At 45.9% G+C, this 17991-nt stretch carries 20 protein-coding genes; 5 read left to right on the top strand and 15 right to left on the bottom strand.

Translation table 11 applies throughout. The features are described from left to right. Window positions 1-39: 39 nt before the first annotated feature. The 11 genes from acpS to rpoE form a co-directional block, all read right to left on the bottom strand. The gene (gene acpS, locus RH85_RS00615) at window positions 40-423 is read right to left on the bottom strand and encodes a holo-ACP synthase (protein ID WP_006710225.1); all 384 of its coding nucleotides are present in this window, start codon (window positions 421-423) and stop codon (window positions 40-42) included. 3 nt (window positions 424-426) lie between these two features. Continuing rightward, window positions 427-1158 (bottom strand): pyridoxine 5'-phosphate synthase, encoded by a 732-nt coding sequence (pdxJ, locus tag RH85_RS00610; RefSeq protein ID WP_006710224.1) that lies wholly within the window; start codon window positions 1156-1158, stop codon window positions 427-429. Next, on the bottom strand, window positions 1155-1877 hold the full coding sequence (gene recO, locus RH85_RS00605) for a DNA repair protein RecO (protein ID WP_006710223.1): 723 nt from the start codon (window positions 1875-1877) through the stop codon (window positions 1155-1157). The genes pdxJ and recO overlap by 4 nt, the downstream gene beginning before the upstream one ends. A 101-nt stretch (window positions 1878-1978) precedes the next feature. Then, window positions 1979-2959 (bottom strand): GTPase Era, encoded by a 981-nt coding sequence (gene era / locus RH85_RS00600; RefSeq protein WP_006710222.1) that lies wholly within the window; start codon window positions 2957-2959, stop codon window positions 1979-1981. After that, window positions 2952-3629: a ribonuclease III gene (gene rnc / locus RH85_RS00595; RefSeq protein WP_006710221.1), complete on the bottom strand. Its 678-nt coding sequence runs from the start codon at window positions 3627-3629 to the stop codon at window positions 2952-2954. Before rnc ends, era begins: the two co-directional genes overlap by 8 nt. Before the next feature lie 15 nt (window positions 3630-3644). After that, window positions 3645-4541 carry a signal peptidase I gene (gene lepB / locus RH85_RS00590; protein ID WP_006710220.1) on the bottom strand — a complete coding sequence of 299 codons (897 nt, stop codon included), beginning with the start codon at window positions 4539-4541 and terminating at the stop codon, window positions 3645-3647. Window positions 4542-4631: 90 nt separating this feature from the next. After that, a complete protein-coding gene (lepA, locus tag RH85_RS00585; protein ID WP_006710219.1) occupies window positions 4632-6425 on the bottom strand; it encodes a translation elongation factor 4 in 1794 nt (597 codons plus the stop codon). A gap of 115 nt (window positions 6426-6540) precedes the next feature. Then, window positions 6541-7011 carry a SoxR reducing system RseC family protein gene (locus tag RH85_RS00580; RefSeq protein ID WP_006710218.1) on the bottom strand — a complete coding sequence of 157 codons (471 nt, stop codon included), beginning with the start codon at window positions 7009-7011 and terminating at the stop codon, window positions 6541-6543. Then, window positions 7008-7988, bottom strand: coding sequence for a sigma-E factor regulatory protein RseB (rseB, locus tag RH85_RS00575; protein ID WP_006710217.1), 981 nt, complete (start codon window positions 7986-7988; stop codon window positions 7008-7010). Before rseB ends, RH85_RS00580 begins: the two co-directional genes overlap by 4 nt. Further along, window positions 7985-8605: a sigma-E factor negative regulatory protein gene (locus tag RH85_RS00570; protein ID WP_006710216.1), complete on the bottom strand. Its 621-nt coding sequence runs from the start codon at window positions 8603-8605 to the stop codon at window positions 7985-7987. The genes rseB and RH85_RS00570 overlap by 4 nt, the downstream gene beginning before the upstream one ends. A gap of 22 nt (window positions 8606-8627) precedes the next feature. Next, window positions 8628-9206, bottom strand: coding sequence for an RNA polymerase sigma factor RpoE (gene rpoE / locus RH85_RS00565; RefSeq protein ID WP_006710215.1), 579 nt, complete (start codon window positions 9204-9206; stop codon window positions 8628-8630). A gap of 314 nt (window positions 9207-9520) precedes the next feature. On the opposite strand from rpoE, the gene nadB reads away from it, so the two are divergent. Then, the gene (gene nadB / locus RH85_RS00560; RefSeq protein WP_006710214.1) at window positions 9521-11137 is read left to right on the top strand and encodes an L-aspartate oxidase; all 1617 of its coding nucleotides are present in this window, start codon (window positions 9521-9523) and stop codon (window positions 11135-11137) included. 394 nt (window positions 11138-11531) lie between these two features. Here the strand turns inward: nadB and RH85_RS00555 are convergent, their stop codons facing one another. Beyond that, window positions 11532-11792 (bottom strand): FAD assembly factor SdhE, encoded by a 261-nt coding sequence (locus RH85_RS00555; RefSeq protein ID WP_006710212.1) that lies wholly within the window; start codon window positions 11790-11792, stop codon window positions 11532-11534. A 246-nt stretch (window positions 11793-12038) separates the two neighbouring features. On the opposite strand from RH85_RS00555, the gene ygfZ reads away from it, so the two are divergent. From ygfZ to RH85_RS00540, 3 genes are all read left to right on the top strand, one after another. Next, a complete protein-coding gene (gene ygfZ / locus RH85_RS00550) occupies window positions 12039-13007 on the top strand; it encodes a tRNA-modifying protein YgfZ (RefSeq protein WP_006710211.1) in 969 nt (322 codons plus the stop codon). Beyond that, window positions 12997-13473: an aminoacyl-tRNA deacylase gene (locus tag RH85_RS00545; RefSeq protein ID WP_006710210.1), complete on the top strand. Its 477-nt coding sequence runs from the start codon at window positions 12997-12999 to the stop codon at window positions 13471-13473. The genes ygfZ and RH85_RS00545 overlap by 11 nt, the downstream gene beginning before the upstream one ends. A 592-nt stretch (window positions 13474-14065) precedes the next feature. Beyond that, a complete protein-coding gene (locus RH85_RS00540) occupies window positions 14066-14272 on the top strand; it encodes a DUF1107 domain-containing protein (RefSeq protein WP_005593042.1) in 207 nt (68 codons plus the stop codon). A 130-nt stretch (window positions 14273-14402) separates the two neighbouring features. Here the strand turns inward: RH85_RS00540 and RH85_RS00535 are convergent, their stop codons facing one another. From RH85_RS00535 to RH85_RS00525, 3 genes are read right to left on the bottom strand one after another with little or no spacing between them, the layout of a single operon-like run. Continuing rightward, window positions 14403-15629, bottom strand: coding sequence for an FAD-dependent 2-octaprenylphenol hydroxylase (locus RH85_RS00535; protein ID WP_006710209.1), 1227 nt, complete (start codon window positions 15627-15629; stop codon window positions 14403-14405). A gap of 21 nt (window positions 15630-15650) precedes the next feature. Continuing rightward, window positions 15651-16829 carry a 2-octaprenyl-6-methoxyphenyl hydroxylase gene (gene ubiH, locus RH85_RS00530; protein ID WP_006710208.1) on the bottom strand — a complete coding sequence of 393 codons (1179 nt, stop codon included), beginning with the start codon at window positions 16827-16829 and terminating at the stop codon, window positions 15651-15653. A 12-nt stretch (window positions 16830-16841) separates the two neighbouring features. Beyond that, window positions 16842-17420: a YecA/YgfB family protein gene (locus tag RH85_RS00525; protein WP_006710207.1), complete on the bottom strand. Its 579-nt coding sequence runs from the start codon at window positions 17418-17420 to the stop codon at window positions 16842-16844. Between the two features lie 236 nt (window positions 17421-17656). Here RH85_RS00525 and zapA point away from each other — a divergent pair, with 236 nt between their 5' ends. Further along, entirely contained in the window at window positions 17657-17974 is a 318-nt protein-coding gene (zapA, locus tag RH85_RS00520) for a cell division protein ZapA (RefSeq protein WP_006710205.1), read from the top strand. Window positions 17975-17991 lie beyond the last annotated feature (17 nt).

The following is a 17991-nucleotide window of genomic DNA, read 5'->3' as shown; positions in this document are numbered from 1 at the left end:
CATCAATTGGCGCTCTTTTTTTATGTTTCGCAAAAGGGGTTACTTCGTTTCGTAAATCACCGTTGCCATCGCGTAGTGACGCTCATCCGAGATAGAGAGATGAATATGCTCAACACCCATTGCTTGAGCTCGCTCTAGCGCTTTATTACTCAAGGTTAACAGCGGTTTGCCAAGTTCATCATTACTAATGGTGAAGTCTTGAAAACTCACCCCCATCGCAATCCCGGTACCTAACGCTTTCGAGGCGGCTTCTTTGGCGGCAAAGCGCTTAGCCAGATAACGTCCTTGCTGTTTCAATGAATGAAACGTCTCGAGCTCTCGCGGGGTTAAGATCCGCTCCGCAAAGGCGCAACCGGCGCGCGCCAGTGCTTTCTCAACCCGATCGATTTCAGCGATATCGGTGCCTAAGCCTACAATTGCCATCGTTTATTTACGCGCTTCAACCATCAGTGCTTTCATATCGGCGACCGACTGATGCAAACCATCAAACACCGCGCGGCCAATGATTGAGTGACCAATATTCAGCTCATAAATGTCTGGAATAGCCGCAATCGCAGCCACGTTATGATAAGTCAAACCGTGCCCAGCATTAACCGTAATGCCTAGATTCGCTGCGTAGCTGGCACCAGCTGCAATTTTTTTCAGTTCATCCGCTTGTGCTTCTTCGCTCGGCGCATCGGCATAATGACCCGTGTGAAGCTCAATAAACGGAGCGCCGCACGCTTTCGCCGCATCAATTTGCTCACGATCGGCATCAATAAACAAAGAAACCTTAATACCCGCGGCCGATAGTGTTTGCGTTGCTGCTTTCACTTTCTCTAGCTGACCGGCCACATTCAAGCCACCTTCTGTTGTCAGCTCTTCACGCTTTTCCGGCACCAAACAAACGTATTCAGGTTGCGTTTGTAGTGCAATCTCAATCATTTCATCCGTGACAGCCATTTCTAGGTTCATACGTGTCTGCAATGTTTCACGCAAAATACGCACATCACGGTCATTAATATGGCGGCGATCTTCACGTAGATGGATCGTAATACCATCCGCACCGGCGCGCTCGGCAATCTCAGCGGCATGCACTGGATCTGGGTATTTCGTGCCGCGAGCATTACGTAGCGTTGCGATATGGTCGATATTGACACCTAGATAAATTGAGCTCATTTTTCAATACTCCGTGCTCGGGGGGCTCTTGAAATAAAGAGTTCCCTACTTTTTAATGGTTTACCGCCAAGATAAGGCTTTAACGCTATACGTGTAAAGCGCTTTGCGGCTTGTAGTTGTTGTTTGGTAACAAAACGGCGCTCACTAATAGCAATCAACTCGTCACCTTTGAAGGTGAGATTATCAAACCGCACTGAGGCAATAAACCCCTTCTGCTCGCGGTAACGATAGGTCATATTAGGATCAATTGGCTCACCCGTTCCGGCGCAATGGAGAAAATCGACACCGTAGCCCATTGCGGAAAGTAACGCTAATTCAAAGCGACGCAACGCCGGCTCTGGGTTTTCTGCTTGTGCCAACTCCGTTAATGCGTGGAGATAGTCATGAAATAACCCCGGCATCGCCACTTCAGCCATTAATACCCGTCCAAGCAATTCATTCACATACATTGCCGAGTAGAGGAAGATACCTGAAAGCGGTAAGCCAAGACTAATCGGCTCAGCTTGGCGGAGGGTTTTCATTGAACTGTTACCAGACCACTTGAGAAGCAACGGAGTGAAAGGTTGCAAGGCACCTTTCAAGTTCGAGCGCTTGCTACGTGCCCCTTTTGACATCAGCGTGACACGGCCATACTCCTCACTAAAGACATCGAGAATTAAGCTCGATTCACTGTAAGGTCGGCGGTGAAGCACAAAACAACGCTGCAAGCCTTCTGCCATCTATTTCTATCCTAGGTATGAGAAGCGAAAACAAAATAAGGAGCCATGCGGCTCCTTATTATTTATTCACTTTCGGAGCGACGCTTTCTCGCTGCTCGAAATTATAGATCGTCGATGTAGCCTAGTGAACGTAGGGCGCGCTCATCATCAGCCCAACCCGATTTCACTTTTACCCATGTTTCTAGGTAAACTTTACGGCCAAACAACTCTTCCATATCAAGACGCGCTTCGCGACCGATGGTTTTGATTTTCTCGCCACCTTTACCGATCACCATTTTCTTCTGGCCACTACGCTCAACCAGAATCAAAGCGTTGATGTGGAAACCATCCGTATCTGGGTTGTAATCGAAACGTTCAATCTCAACCGTTACCGAGTAAGGCAATTCTTCACCGGTAAAACGCATCAATTTTTCACGAACAATTTCAGACGCCATAAAGCGCTGTGAACGGTCTGTCACATACTCTTCTGGAAAGTGGTGCGTCGCTTTTGGTAAGTGCGCGCGAACGTGCTTACGTAGCACATCAACGTTTTTACCATGCTTGGCTGAAATCGGTACGATATCAACAAAGTCCATCAGCTTCGACAAGTCAGCCATATGCAGCATAACGTCGTTACGATCGTTTACTACGTCTACTTTGTTAACACACAATACCACTGGGAAATTCGCATTTCTCAGCTTGTTCAGTACCATTTCATCGTCCGCAGTCCAGTGGGTACCATCCACAAGGAAGAACACCAAGTTCACATCGCTTAGCGATGAGTTTGCCGCACGGTTCATCAAACGGTTGATGGCGCGTTTTTCTTCAATGTGTAGCCCTGGTGTATCAACGAAAATCGCTTGATAATCACCTTCGGTATCGACACCCATAATGCGGTGACGTGTCGTTTGTGGCTTACGTGAAGTAATCGAAATTTTCTGACCAAGAATATTGTTCAGTAGCGTCGATTTACCTACGTTAGGACGGCCAACAATGGCAATAAAGCCACAGTGTTGGTTGGTTGGCGAGCTTGCTTTTTTCTCGCCGCCCGATGCGAAGTACGCATCGATATCAAATTCGTTGTTGTCTGTTGAATCAGCCATTGGTCAATTGCTCTAATGCCGTTTCCGCAGCCGCCTGTTCTGCCTTGCGACGACTGGTACCTTTACCAATTACAGGTGATCCAGTACCTGCAACCTCACACGACACAGTAAACTCTTGGTTGTGTGCCTCACCTTTAATATTAGTCACTGTGTAGACAGGCAGCGGTTTTCTGCGACCTTGCAAAAACTCTTGTAGGCGAGTTTTTGGATCTTTTTGTGACGCACCAGGCTTAATCTCATCAAGACGAGTTTGGTACCAGCTCAGCACAATACCGCGAACAACTTCAATGTCACTATCCAGATAGATAGCACCAATGATAGCTTCGACTGCATCGGCCAGAATAGAATCACGACGGAAACCGCCACTTTTCAATTCACCTGGACCTAATTTTAAGTAATCTCCTAGGACAAATTCACGCCCTAGTTCAGCCAATGTATTTCCGCGTACCAGCGTTGCACGCATACGGCTCATATCACCTTCGTTTACTTTCGGAAAACGGTGATACAGTTCATCAGCAATGACAAAACTTAAAATTGAATCGCCCAGAAACTCAAGACGTTCATTGTGTTTCCCATTAGCGCTGCGATGTGTCAGCGCTAGATTGATAAACTCGGCATCATTAAATGTGTAGCCGAGTTTTTTCTCTAAAATTGCGATTGGAGAATTCATACTCTCTCGATTTGGTTAGTTAATTCCACCGATGCGGTTGAAGCGCACACCAGTTGGGATCCAAGTAGGTAAAACGCTGTTTTCATCACGCTCAAACTCAAAGCTGATCCAAATAGCGACGGCTTTACCGACTAAGTTGGCTTCTGGAACAAAGCCCCAGTAGCGACTGTCAGCACTGTTGTCACGGTTATCACCCATCACAAAGTATTGACCTTCTGGTACCACCCATTCAGCAACACCGCTGCGAGGCTGGTAAGCTTCGGTACGATCTTCACGGAATGGATTGATAAGAATTTGATGATCATGTTCGCCAAGTTGTTCATTCATTTGAATCATGTAGCCGCCACTTTGCATAAACTGGCTTTTTTCAACGTTGAACAATTTAACTGGGTTACATACCCCTTCACCTGGCTTTTGAATACAAATCTGTTTGTCTGTGCTGTAACGCACGATATCACCTGGCAAACCAACCACACGTTTAATGTAGTCAATGCTTGGCTGAGGTGGGAACTTAAAGACCACAGAGTCACCACGTTCTGGTTTACCCGTTTCGACCAATTGAGTGCGCCATACTGGATCTTTTAGACCGTAGGCAAACTTCTCAACCAAAATAAAATCGCCCACTAGCAAGGTTGGCATCATTGATTTCGATGGGATCTGAAACGGTTCATAGACGAACGAGCGCAGGATCAAAACGAAAGCAATTACTGGGAAAATCGATACGCTGTTTTCTATCCACCATGGCTGCGTGGTGATTTTTTCTTTCGCCGCCGCATCTAAGCCGTTAGTTTGTGCTTCGACTTCAGCTAATTTTAACTGACGTTTTTTCGCAAAGACCAACTTCTCAAGTACCCATACAATGCCAGTAACCAAAGTTACTAGAACGAGCATCAGTGAAAACGTATTCGCCATTGATTTCCCTTACTTTCAAAAAGACGAAAGTGAAAGAGCCGAAACCCTTTCACTTACTTTGATCATGATATTGAGCAACTGCCCAATGTATTAATCTTTACCAACATGAAGAATCGCTAGGAACGCTTCTTGAGGCAGTTCAACGTTACCGATCTGCTTCATACGTTTCTTACCTTCTTTCTGTTTCTTCAACAGTTTCTTCTTACGGCTGATATCGCCACCGTAACATTTTGCGATTACGTTTTTACGTAACTGTTTAACAGTAGAACGCGCAATGATGTGGTTACCAATCGCAGCTTGAATCGCAATATCAAACATTTGACGAGGAATGAACTCTTTCATCTTCTCAACCAATAGACGACCACGACTTTGTGATTGATCTTTGTGAGTGATGATTGCAAGTGCATCCACTTTATCGCCATTCAATAGTACGTCTACGCGAACCATGTTTGACATTTCAAAACGTTGGAAGTTGTAATCCAGTGACGCGTAGCCACGTGACGTTGATTTCAAACGGTCAAAGAAGTCGAGAACCACTTCTGCCATTGGAATATCGTAAGTCACAGCAACTTGGTTGCCGTGGTAAACCATGTCTACCTGCATACCGCGTTTTTCAACACACAAGGTAATGACGTTACCTAGGTAATCGGCTGGCACTAAGATATTACAGCGAGCGATTGGCTCACGCATTTCTTCAATGTCGTTGATTGCTGGCAGTTTTGCCGGGCTATCAACATACAGCGTCGTGCCGTCCGTTTGAATCACTTCATATACTACCGTAGGAGCAGTAGTAATCAGGTCTAGATCGTATTCACGCTCTAGACGCTCTTGGATGATTTCCATGTGCAGCATGCCAAGGAAACCACAACGGAAACCAAAGCCTAGTGCTGCTGAGCTTTCTGGCTCATAGAACAGTGACGCATCGTTTAGGCTTAGCTTGCCTAGTGCATCACGGAAGTTTTCGTAGTCATCAGACGATACTGGGAATAGACCCGCGTATACCTGAGGCTTCACTTTTTTAAAGCCTGGTAGCGCTTTCTCACAACCGTTTTTCGCCAGTGTTAGCGTATCACCAACCGGTGCACCCAAGATGTCTTTGATACCACAAACCACCCAACCTACTTCACCAGTATTTAGTTCAGTGGTGTCGATTTGTTTTGGAGTGAAAATACCAAGGCGGTCAACACCCCAAACTTGGCCAGTGCTCATCACTTTGATCTTGTCGTTTTTCTTGATTGAGCCGTTTTTAATACGAACCAATGAAACAACGCCAAGGTAGTTATCAAACCATGAGTCGATGATTAGCGCTTGCAGCGGTGCATCAGGATCACCTTCTGGTGCTGGAATCGCCGCAACAATGTTTTCTAGAACATCGTCAACGCCCAAACCTGTTTTCGCACTACAACGCGTCGCTTCCATCGCATCGATACCAACGATCTCTTCGATTTCTTCCGCAACACGCTCTGGCTCTGCTGCCGGCAAGTCGATCTTGTTTAGGATAGGAACTACTTCTAGATCCATCTCGATAGCGGTGTAACAGTTTGCCAATGTTTGCGCTTCTACGCCTTGACCTGCATCCACCACCAATAGAGCACCTTCACATGCTGCAAGCGAACGAGAAACTTCATAAGAGAAGTCTACGTGCCCAGGAGTGTCGATGAAGTTTAGTTGGTATGTTTCACCATCTTTTGCTGTGTAATCAAGCGTTACACTTTGCGCTTTAATGGTGATACCGCGCTCACGTTCAAGGTCCATAGAGTCAAGAACTTGGGCTGCCATTTCGCGATCGGATAAACCGCCACAAACTTGGATCAGACGGTCAGATAGGGTCGACTTACCGTGGTCGATGTGGGCGATAATCGAAAAGTTACGAATGTGCTTCATGGTTTGGTATGACTAAGCTCTTTTAAATAGGACATTAAGAAAGCCGTCGTTTGACGGCATTTCAATCAAGTTGGAGGATTCTATCCAATTTTGTTACCCAAGTCACTTGAGTATTTCACTGGATAGGCTCGCCCAATACTCTTAATAATATGACTTGTTGCGAGGATTGTCGCTCGATGCGCGAAGCAAGGCGCTTGGCAAGCATGATGCCAAGTACGGTTGTGAGGACAGAGCTTAGAATAACTGCGCCTTCACCTAGCCCCAACGCTGGCGCCAGCCACCAGTGGGCAACGAGCGCACCAATGATCAAAGAAAACAGAGGTACTAGGTAAACAATAGCAGCGGATTGCAGCAGGCTCTTTTCCGCCATACCAATCTCAACCACTTGTCCCACTTTTAACAACTGCTTGGTCGCAAGATGCCAATGCAGCACTTTGTTACCAATCGCTTTAGAGACAATGCCGGTGCCACAATTTTTCTGTGATGAACAGCTTGAACAACTGGTTTTCTGCTCACAGCTCAATTCCACATCATACCCTGACGGACAGGGGGTGACTGTCGAAACCGTTGCCAATGCCGTCATCATTGCTGTGGTTGCTCTTTGGACTCAGCGGTCAGCTTAGTTAAAGAGACCGATTGAGCAATGCGTTTAGCCGTTGCCGGTGGAATATCTCCGACCACAGAAATTTCAGTGTTATCTCGAACGAAGGTATGCAACGTACGACGACCTTGACGAACAATTTGCCCTTTCAAGGAGTGATTATCCCGCGGAGAAATATAGATAGAGAAATTGAACAAACCATCGCTGTACATTTGACTTTCAACCATACGATCGGTGTTCGCCATACGATAACGGTTAAGATCTTTGGCTTTAAAACCTTTCGGAGTCCAGCCAACCGTCCAAGATGAGGGCTCAACTTCGCCTTTCGGCAACGACAAGACTTGTGGCAATTTCACATCGTTCAAACCACCAAGGATTTCAGCGATTTTATCATTCACGCTATAAGAAATAGTCCGGTACTGCTCAAGAACTTCACCATCACGATCAACTAAATCGGCACGCAGTGGCAAATGGCTCTTTTCATCAATCCACAAGATATAGCTGTAACGCAAACCATCTTTAGGGACAACTCGCAACACTTGACAAGCAACGCCCGCTTCTCGCGCTCGGCCGACTTTGACAAAATCGTAAATTTCGCTCAATTGAGGGATATCAGAATTAAGCATTGGGATCGTTGGAGCGACCATATTGCCAGATTCGATCGTAAATGGATCAACCCCTGGTTCAATATAACTGACTTCATTCCCGCGACGAATCACTTCTCGAATCGGGCCACTTAAATAAACAAGATGAGCGAGTTGCTGCTGTTCATCAAGCGCATGACGATACAGCAAAGGTTCAATACTGTTTTTCTTAATCAGGATGTAAGAGAGTTCATAATTGAGTTGCTGACTGGCTTGGTTCATTTGAAGCAACAAAGCCTCTGCAGGTTTTTCATCTGCAAAGGCTAATGGTGTATTCAAACTGAACAGCGCCAGCGCACTGATCAGAATTTTTTTCATTCAACTACCGTATCTGGATTATCGTTACGATCCATTGCGCTTTCACTATTCAGTCTAAGCTGGAGTTCGTAATCTTGCAGCATCGCGTTAATGCGGCGACGTTGCTCTTGTACGTTAACACCATTTTTGGGTGCTTGCTCAACCGAATCACGGGTTAAGCTTACCGGCTCAACACTGCCACTAAATGGAATAGTTTGCAGTACCGGAAGTTGGTCAGTAGCACTATTGGCTTCACCGCCCATCTGTTGGACACCCAGAATCACCGCAAGGGAAACGCAAGCAGCAATACCTACCTGGCCAAATTGCGTGATCCACGCTGGTAGGTTGCGTTTCGCCTGATGCGGCGCTGGTTGAGATTCAATTCGCGCGTCGCCAATATCGGTCACGTTATGTGCATCGAACTGACGATGTGCCGGTTCATTTTCTAGCGCTAAAGCAACGCTTTCAGCTATGTTCCACTCTGGCTGTTGTGGTGCATCGCCGCGAAGAACATCACCAATTAAATGGTAATTTTTCCACGATTCTAAGCCTGTTTGGTCGTTTTCTAGCTCTGCAATAAGAGCTTTATCAACCAATTCTCCATCCATGAGTGCTGAAAGTTTTTCTTTGTCAGCCATTATTTTCACCATTAAGTTGCGACTAGCGTTGCAAAAGAGGTTGGATTTTTTTCTCAACCGCTTCGCGAGCACGGAAGATACGCGAACGTACCGTTCCAACAGGGCAATCCATCACTACAGCAATCTCTTCATAGCTTAAGCCATCCAGCTCTCGCAGAGTCATCGCAGTTTTTAAATCGTCGGGCAGTGCTTCTATCGCACCAAAAACCACACGTTTCAATTCATTGGACAACGTTAAGTTCTCAGGGTTCGATATTTCTTTTAATGCACTGCCTGTTTCGTAATATTCGGCGTCGTCAGTGTCCACATCTTGCGCAGGCGGCCTACGGCTTTGGGCTACTATGTGGTTTTTCGCAGTATTAACAGCAATACGATATAACCAAGTATAAAATGCGCTTTCGCCACGGAAACTAGGTATTGCTCGATAAGCTTTAATAAATGCTTCTTGCGCTACGTCTGGCACATCACCAGGATTATTAACGTAGCGGGAAATAAGATTGCAGACTTTGTTTTGATATCTCAAAACTAATAAATTGAATGCTTGCTTATCGCCACTCTGAACTCGCTCAATTAATACTTGATCGGTCAGCTGCTCGTTCATTCGAGCGGGTACTCCTATCGTTTTACACCCTTACCTATGCAGATATGAGTATTTATTATGCATAATGTAGTATTGACACCACTGCTTACTTGAGCACTATTGTGACCAAGCAAAAAAGAGAAAGTTCAAAGAAATTTCATTTTTTTGGTGATTAAGTAATGGGCTACTTCGTCTTTTGCTAGATTGTGAGGACGACAAGCATGAAAAGCAATGACAATAAAACACTATTCCGATGTACAGAGTGTTATTATTGCCATTAATCGTTTTAGATAGAGTGCTTCCACTCTACGATAACTCAGGATTTTAAAACTTTTATGAACGCAAACCGTGAACATCAGTGTGATGTGTTAGTGATAGGTAGTGGTGCTGCCGGTCTATCGTTAGCGTTGCGTGTTGCCGAACATGGCAAAGTCATTGTGTTAAGTAAAGGACCACGCAGTGAAGGTGCAACATTTTACGCCCAAGGCGGTATTGCCGCGGTGTTTGATGAGTCTGACAGTATTGATTCACACGTTGAAGATACGCTGATCGCAGGCGGAGGCATCTGTGAGGAAGAAACCGTTAAATTTATCGCTGAAAACGCTAAAGAGTGCGTGCAGTGGTTAATTGATGGTGGAGTTCCCTTTGACCGTGTTGAAAATGACAGCGATGAAGCGCCTCGCTATCACCTGACTCGTGAAGGTGGCCACAGCCACCGCCGTATCTTACATGCGGCAGATGCGACAGGAATGGCGATGCAAACCTCTCTGCAAGACAACGTTCATAATCACCCCAATATTACTGTTTTAGAACGCCACAATGCTCTCGATCTGATCACCGAAGATAAAATCGGCGGTGATAATCAAAAAGTGGTGGGTGCCTATATCTGGAACCGTAATGACGAACACGTTGAAACCGTGCGCGCTAAGTTTGTCGTATTGGCCACTGGCGGAGCCTCAAAGGTGTATCAATACACCTCAAACCCTGACGTATCATCGGGTGATGGTATCGCTATGGCTTGGCGTGCGGGTTGTCGTGTGGCAAACCTTGAGTTTAACCAATTTCACCCAACCTGCTTGTACCACCCAGAATCACGTAACTTCTTATTGACGGAAGCTCTGCGCGGCGAAGGGGCGTACCTTCGTCGTCCTGACGGCTCTCGCTTTATGCCTGATTTCGATGAGCGCGCAGAATTGGCTCCTCGTGACGTGGTTGCTCGTGCTATCGACTTTGAAATGAAGCGCCTTGGTGCTGACTGCATGTATGTCGACATCAGCCACAAACCTTCTGACTTCATCGAAAAGCACTTCCCAACCATTCACGCTAAGTTGATGGAGCTTGGGATTGATATGACCAAAGAGCCGATCCCAATTGTGCCAGCCGCTCACTACACCTGCGGCGGGGTAATGGTTGATCAGCGTGGTCAAACCGACTTATCTCATCTATATGCTATTGGTGAAGTGAGTTACACCGGATTGCACGGTGCCAACCGTATGGCTTCAAACTCGTTGTTAGAGTGCGTGGTTTACGCATGGTCGGCGGCGCAGAATATTATCAACCATATTAACGAAGTTGAACTGCCTCCGGCACTACCTTGCTGGGATGAGAGCCAAGTGACTAACAGTGATGAAGAAGTGATCATCCAACATAACTGGCATGAATTGCGTCTGTTTATGTGGGATTACATGGGCATCGTTCGTACCGACAAACGTCTTGAGCGCGCATTACGTCGTATCCAATTATTGCAACAAGAAACCCACGAGTATTACAGTAACTTCCGTGTTTCAAACAACTTACTTGAGCTACGTAACTTATTGCAAGTGGCTGAGCTAATGGTTCGTTGTGCGATGGAACGCAAAGAAAGCCGTGGCTTGCATTACACTCTCGACTATCCAGAACCTGCACAAGACAGCGGCCCAACAATTTTGGTGCCAAACAAGATCAATGAGTAACTGACTCGTTATCGGAAACACAAAGGGAGCTCATTGCTCCCTTTTTAATTGCAGAATTAGCTGACGATATGTCTGCGAATCCACGCTATCTCGCTACAAAATATACCAGTGTTTATCAATACGCATCAGCAACCCCCACTCAAGAAACGAAAACAGCACCAAACGCACCTTACATTGTGATGCCCCTAAATAAACTCGCCCATCCGAGTAGAAGCTAACGCAGCCGCGCAACGGCCTATTAAGTAAGCCAGAGTGGGTATTCGCCTTGTGAAGTAACAATAATAAGCTGAGGGTAATAACGAGAGGGATTGAACTAATCGTAATAAAACAGCAGACCAACACCATCAAGACGGCATTGGCCTGTAAATAAAAATAACTAACCTGAACGTTTAAATTAACGCACTTTACTGAGGTTGTGAGCGACAACTTTATCAACCATCGATGCATGGCTTAAGTTTTCACTGCGAGCATGCCCCATGATCCAAGTAAATAGATCAGGATCATCACACTCGAGTAGAGAAACAAAGTCACGCTGTTCGGTTTCTGTTAATGAGTCAAAACACTCTTCAAAAAACGGCATCACAACAACATCTAGCTCTAGCATGCCACGACGACATGCCCATTTAATACGCGCTTTTTCTTCCGTGGTGTACATTCTACTTCCTCACCTAAATCGGTTATTTGTCCCGAGTGTAGCAAGCTAGACCTACAACAACTACTATCTCAGTCACACAACCGTCACACTTTTGCTTGTCTGCGCTGTTGTCTCAAATTTGTAAACACCTCACCGACTCCCATCAGCGACGAGAACTCGTTGTGATTTCTACAGTTGCGTAAAGGCGGCAACAAGACTTAACATTAGTCATATCAACTTTTGCTCTGAATCTTCAAGGTACTCATCATGGATTGGCTTAACGACTTCACCCCACATTCTGTCTCAGCTAACGACGCTCTACCGGCCTTAATGCTGACCCATCTTAAATCTTGGGGAATCATTTCACTGATTGGCAACGATGCAAAATCCTACTTACAAGGCCAGGTAACCTGCGACGTAGTGCAGCTACCTGAAGATCAATCCACCTTCGGTGCGCATTGTGACGCAAAAGGGAAAGTGTGGGCGGCTTTTCGTCTGTTTCATCACCAAGCAGGCTACGCGCTGTTTGAACCAAAATCCGCGGTGGAGAAACAACTGGCTGAACTGAAAAAATATGCCATTTTTTCTAAAGTCGATATTACTGAAAGCCAAGAGCTATTATTGGGATTTTTCGGTACACAAGCTCATGCGTTGATCGACAATTTAACCAACACAGAAGGGGATGTTCGCCAGCTTAAGACAGGTGGATGTGCGGTTAAAATTGATGAGCAACGCTGGCTATTGGTCGTTGAGCCACAAACAGCAACCGCTTTGGTCGATACCATCGACGCGCAGAAAGTGGATGAGGATTTATGGCGACGTTTTGACATTGAAGCGGCATTGCCGATTATTGAGCAAGCAGAACAAAGCGAGCACATTCCTCAAGCCATCAACCTACAAGCGTTCAACGGCATTAGCTTTAAAAAAGGCTGCTACACTGGGCAAGAAACCGTTGCTCGAGCGAAATATCGTGGCATCAATAAACGCGCGATGTATATCGTGAAAGGCCATACCGATAATGATATTGGTGAAGATACAAGCTTAGAACGCGCAGTGGGTGAAAACTGGCGAGGTGCGGGAAAACTAATGGCTCATTACCGCTTCAATGATGGTGAAACCATTGGTTTAGTCGTATTACCGAACAACCTTGAGGCCGACACGCAACTACGTCTTGCCGCTCAACCTCAAGCACTTTGGACTATGCAACCACTGCCTTACTCACTCGATGACGAATAAGTTCCAGCCAACCCCACTCACTCAATATTTAGATCAACAGCAGGTGGACTACCGCCTGCTGATGCACCAGACTCCCTCAGTAAGTATTGAAGATGCAGCCCGCCAACGAGGTATCCGTCCCGCACAGATGGTCAAGGCGATTTTGCTCCGAGACATGGGCGATCAATTCGCGCTGGCGTGTGTGCCGGGAGATCAGTCTGTTGACCCCAAAAAAGTCAGAGCATTATTACAATGTCGCCGCATGACTTGTGTCGATTTAACACAAGTGACTGCCGTGACCGGCTACCAAATCGGTACAGTCACGCCACTGCTGCTCAAAACGGCCATGCCCATCATCTTTGACCCACAACTTGAGCAAGAATCCGAAGTTACCATTAGTAGCGGCTCTAATATGGCTGGAATTGCACTCCAACTGCACGACCTCGTCCAATTGTGCCAACCATTGTTCGCCCCTATCTGCCGCTAATTTATGTAATAAAACTTATAGCAATCACAATAAAGTGACATACCTCGCAATCAACCAGGTTGTACTAATTAATTTTTATTCACAACAAAAGCATAACTAGTCACGGGTCGTTTTTTTCTCTATTCTGAAATCACTGATAGAAAAGAGCAAAGCTAGGCGCATTTCAGCCGATACTCTCGGCAATCGCTCGCCTCTTTGTTCCCTGTTGGTAAAAAGTGGACCGATACGCTTTATCGGAATGACCACTTTTTGTGTAATGCATCTGTGACTATTCGCCCGCCCAAAGCGGGCTTTTTTTTACCTTAAAATTTACATTCCCTTAGCAAAGCCAACATTTTTTCGACTATTCTTAATTTTGTCATAGTCCAATGGTCAAATAGTCACCCGTTGGACAAGAGGTCTCAGTTCCAATAACAGAAGATTAGTGAGGTTAACGTCACATGAATTTGGATTTTGAATGGCTGTTTTGCTCACAACAGCACAATTATCCAAATTGAGGAACAACAACTGATTATTCCCCCAACAAAGTCACACATTTTAAAGTGGGGAATCTCTATAATCCCCAGTGCTTGATAAACATAAGGATAATTCTATGAGACTGTTTAAGCGCTATACACCCGGTATGATTGCTAAACACGTTAGTCGGCTTTTTAAAGGAAGAATCTATATCTATGGCGTCGGAAAATTTGAATTCGACAACGGCAAACTCATTTTGCCAGATAGAGCAGAGCAGAAGCACTTTCAAGCAGTAAAAGAAGTCAACAAAGAGATCATGCGCCTACGATGTGCTTACGCCTAAACAATGGTTGTTCGGCGGGTACGCATCCTTTGATTGACAACGAATGACGGAATATAAAAAGGGTTGGCTTAGTGCCAACCCTTTTGCATTTGCGAGCAAAACTTTTCGCGACGAACCAGTCTGAGATTACTTACTGGATCGAGGAAAGCGGGTATTTTGCTAAATTGGGTAAATCCCCCTTCAACCCTAAAGCTCGTTTCATGATTTCATCTTTTGCACCCGGCAACTGCCCTGCCAATTGCATTCCAATACCACGAAGCAGTTTTTTAGCGGGGTTATTACCTGCGAATAAATCTCGGAAGCCTTGCATCGCTGCGATCATTTTAGCCGCTTCCGCTTTGCGCCAACGCTCGTAACCACGAAGATTACGTTTACTACCGATATCTTGACCTTGTTGCCAAAGTTGCAGCACTTCTTGAGCTAAACATGCAGCATCAAGCAAACCTAAATTGACCCCCTGCCCCGCCAATGGATGAATGGTATGCGCAGCATCGCCAACTAAAGCCACTCGTTCACAAACAAAGTCACGGGCATAACGCATTTTTAGAGGAAAGGCAAAACGCTCACCAATCACTTCACACATACCAAGACGTGCATCAAACTCGGCCGTCAGAGCTTTATTGAATTCTTCATTATCCATCGCGACTAAGCGCTCGGCACGACTCGGGTCCGTTGACCATACAATCGAACTCATTTGGCTTCCGCCCATAGGTAGAAACGCAAGTGGACCTTGTGGCGTAAAAATCTGACGAGCCACTTTATCATGTGGCTCTTGTGTCCAAACATTCGCCACAATAGCACTGTGGCCATAATCCCAGTGTGTCAGCGGAATATCCTGTTGGCGGCGAACCCATGAGTTAGCCCCATCAGCCCCCACCACCAGCTTGGCAGTCAGAGATTGGCCATTATCCAGTGTTAACCACGCTTCGCTCTCACCCATTGCCATTGATTGGCACTGTGCTGGCATAAATAAGGTGACGTTAGATTGCTTTTGCACTTGCTCAAGCAAAGCCAGCTGAATCACTCGATTTTCAACGATATGCCCAATATCAGGCTGCGCCATTTTCTTCGCATCAAACTCAATACGCGCAAAGCTATCTTGTTCCCAAACTTCCATCGCACGGTATGCCGCAGCTCGACGATCAATAATGCCTTGCCATGCGCCAAGATTACGTAAAATACTTTCACTAGAACGGCTCAGTGCCGATACGCGTACATCGGTCAGCTCTTGCAGTTCACTATTAGGAACACGGCTTTCTATCACCGCAATTCTCAAATCACTGTCTTTCATTGCCGCAGCGAAAGCGAGACCAACCATGCCTCCGCCAACAATCGCAATATCAACGCTTTGCATCATCTATTTGCATCCTTCTTGGCACTATCGTGCCACCAAACCTAATGTTCTTTGTAGCAATGGAGTCTTAAGGGATGGAATATTATCCATCATCGCTAAACCGAGATTGCGACCAATTCGTAACGACAAGTAATCATTGGAAAAGATATGCACCAACGTACTCGTCATAGCGATAGTGTTGTCACGGTCGGCTTGACGACGACGACTAAAGGCACTCAAAACCTGATAACGCCCCACATCCGCTAATGATTGCACGACCTCTTCGGCTAAGCTTGCCACATCACGAATACCCAAATTGAACCCCTGACCGGCAATCGGGTGTAGGGTTTGAGCGGCGTTACCTACAATGGCAAAACGATGGGAAATATTTTGCTCTCGGTAGCGGAGTAATAAAGGGTAGCTCGCACGCTGACCGACCTGATTGATGTGGCCTAAACGCCAGCCAAAGGCTTGTTGCAATTGGGCAAGAAACGCAGAGTCATCTAATCGCAATACACGTTCGGCAACTTCAGGGCGTAAACACCAAACCAAAGACATACGGTCATCATTCATTGGTAGCAAAGCAAGCGGACCTTGGTTTGTGAACCGCTCAAAAGCTCGTCCTTGATGTGCTTGCTGACAACGGATGTTCGCAATCACCGCCACTTGGTCAAAATCATGTTGCTTCAATTCAAAACCGAGCGCTTGGCAACAAGAGGAAATAGCACCATCCGCGGCCACCAGCAAGCGACATTCAATTTGCTCACCGCTTTGCAAAGTCACCACATTGTGACTGTCACCACGCTCAATATCGCTCACAGAGTCAGGGCACAGCAACGAAATTGATGGCCGTGATTCCAGTTGCGTTTGATAGATTCGTCCAACATCAGCCAACTCGACTACATAACCTAGTGCTTCAACGGCCATCTCACTGTGATCAATATTGGTCATACCCGCATGGCTACGATCCGAGACATGGATATGCTTGATCGCCGTCGCTACAGGAGCGATCTGCGACCACAAATCTAAGCTCTGTAAAATCTGCACCGTACCAAACGATAGCGCTATCGAACGGGAATCAAACCCGGGATGTGCTTGGTGATCAACCGCAAAAGGCTCAACCACCGCAATGCGAAGCTGACTTTGCGATAAAGAATCCAAAGCCAAAGCGAGTGTCATACCCGCCATTGCACCACCGGCGATCACCACATCAAACTGCTTCATCAAACTAACCTATTAATGAATGGTTGGCGTCGCGACTGGTTCTGCTGGTTTTTGGCCAAACTCAGCGTGAATAGTCAGTACGCATACCTTTACATGCTCAAGTACTTGCTCAAGCAGCATTGCTTGCTCTTGCAGATCATCTTCCTCATCAATACCCAGCTTGGAAATTTCTTCCAAATCGGCCAAGGCTTCTTTGACGTTGCTAGACGCTTTTTTCAAATCAACGGCGACCAGACCTAAACCTGAGATAAAGTGGTTAACCCATTCCGCTACACCATCAGCCATATCAAACAAGCTGGCACTGGCTTCTTCATCAGGCATTAACAATGAAAGCTCCATATCACTACCTGTTAATTCTTTGGTGGTGGTATCAAGAGTTTGCTGCGCTAATTTCAACGTTCTATCAGGCCAACCCATTCCTTCGTTGGTGTAATCAAAAATCAGCGGCTGCCAACTTTTATCCGTTAAACTTAAACCACCACTTAGCATTCCCGTCAGCAAGCCGTGGATTTCTGCAGGATTGACCGCCAGACCTGCAGATTGCAGTTCAGTGGCGAAGGTTAAGTAATCTGGAAGGGTGATGTCACTCATGGATAGACCTAATTTTACAAAAATAATACTTAATCGTACCACTTTGCTGGTTTTGCGAAAATGAACAAGGCAGCAATAATGAGCGGGTTTTACACAATTTGCCCAATAACTGTGTTATTTCCCTTTGTTTTACCAATGTTGTACGGGAAAGACTTGAATCTTAACTGGGCTTTTTCTATAGTTTCCACCTCGGTGATGGTCTGCATTATCACCTTAATACTAAGTGTAGAGTGGATATGAGTAACCAAGCGGTAGACGTTGAAATTTTAGGGAAGTTAACGCGAGTAAACTGCCCACCCGGTCAGGAAGAAGCTTTGCTTCAAGCTGCCAAACGACTCAGTGATCGTTTGAAAGACATGACCGATAAAACTAAAGTGACCAATGAAGTGCATTTATTGACGATTGCGGCACTCAACTTCTGCTATGAATTAGAAACTCGTGATTCCTCTTCACAAGCGCAAGAGCAACAGCAAATTCAATTTGCTGAGCGTATGGAAAAGCTCTCCGCATCACTTGATGATGCACTAAGTAAAGTACCGCAGGGAAAGCAGTAATCTTAACTTAAAGAATT

It is taken from the genome of Vibrio ichthyoenteri ATCC 700023 (assembly GCF_000222605.1).
Taxonomy (GTDB): domain Bacteria; phylum Pseudomonadota; class Gammaproteobacteria; order Enterobacterales; family Vibrionaceae; genus Vibrio; species Vibrio ichthyoenteri.
Note: the sequence above shows the minus strand (reverse complement) of the source record. Positions and strands in the feature narration are given on the sequence as shown.

Excerpts from the sequence above, each read along its gene's own strand:
- RH85_RS00535 (WP_006710209.1), bottom strand. The coding sequence starts at position 15,629 with ATGATGCAAAGCGTTGATATTGCGATTGTTGGCGGAGGCATGGTTGGT.
- ygfZ (WP_006710211.1), top strand. The coding sequence starts at position 12,039 with ATGGATTGGCTTAACGACTTCACCCCACATTCTGTCTCAGCTAACGAC.
- rseB (WP_006710217.1), bottom strand. The coding sequence starts at position 7,988 with ATGAAAAAAATTCTGATCAGTGCGCTGGCGCTGTTCAGTTTGAATACA.
- acpS (WP_006710225.1), bottom strand. The coding sequence starts at position 423 with ATGGCAATTGTAGGCTTAGGCACCGATATCGCTGAAATCGATCGGGTT.
- RH85_RS00540 (WP_005593042.1), top strand. The coding sequence starts at position 14,066 with ATGAGACTGTTTAAGCGCTATACACCCGGTATGATTGCTAAACACGTT.
- RH85_RS00545 (WP_006710210.1), top strand. The coding sequence starts at position 12,997 with ATGACGAATAAGTTCCAGCCAACCCCACTCACTCAATATTTAGATCAA.
- era (WP_006710222.1), bottom strand. The coding sequence starts at position 2,959 with ATGGCTGATTCAACAGACAACAACGAATTTGATATCGATGCGTACTTC.
- rnc (WP_006710221.1), bottom strand. The coding sequence starts at position 3,629 with ATGAATTCTCCAATCGCAATTTTAGAGAAAAAACTCGGCTACACATTT.
- RH85_RS00525 (WP_006710207.1), bottom strand. The coding sequence starts at position 17,420 with ATGAGTGACATCACCCTTCCAGATTACTTAACCTTCGCCACTGAACTG.
- rpoE (WP_006710215.1), bottom strand. The coding sequence starts at position 9,206 with ATGAACGAGCAGCTGACCGATCAAGTATTAATTGAGCGAGTTCAGAGT.
- RH85_RS00580 (WP_006710218.1), bottom strand. The coding sequence starts at position 7,011 with ATGATGACGGCATTGGCAACGGTTTCGACAGTCACCCCCTGTCCGTCA.
- lepB (WP_006710220.1), bottom strand. The coding sequence starts at position 4,541 with ATGGCGAATACGTTTTCACTGATGCTCGTTCTAGTAACTTTGGTTACT.
- RH85_RS00555 (WP_006710212.1), bottom strand. The coding sequence starts at position 11,792 with ATGTACACCACGGAAGAAAAAGCGCGTATTAAATGGGCATGTCGTCGT.
- recO (WP_006710223.1), bottom strand. The coding sequence starts at position 1,877 with ATGGCAGAAGGCTTGCAGCGTTGTTTTGTGCTTCACCGCCGACCTTAC.
- pdxJ (WP_006710224.1), bottom strand. The coding sequence starts at position 1,158 with ATGAGCTCAATTTATCTAGGTGTCAATATCGACCATATCGCAACGCTA.
- ubiH (WP_006710208.1), bottom strand. The coding sequence starts at position 16,829 with ATGAAGCAGTTTGATGTGGTGATCGCCGGTGGTGCAATGGCGGGTATG.
- nadB (WP_006710214.1), top strand. The coding sequence starts at position 9,521 with ATGAACGCAAACCGTGAACATCAGTGTGATGTGTTAGTGATAGGTAGT.
- lepA (WP_006710219.1), bottom strand. The coding sequence starts at position 6,425 with ATGAAGCACATTCGTAACTTTTCGATTATCGCCCACATCGACCACGGT.
- RH85_RS00570 (WP_006710216.1), bottom strand. The coding sequence starts at position 8,605 with ATGGCTGACAAAGAAAAACTTTCAGCACTCATGGATGGAGAATTGGTT.
- zapA (WP_006710205.1), top strand. The coding sequence starts at position 17,657 with ATGAGTAACCAAGCGGTAGACGTTGAAATTTTAGGGAAGTTAACGCGA.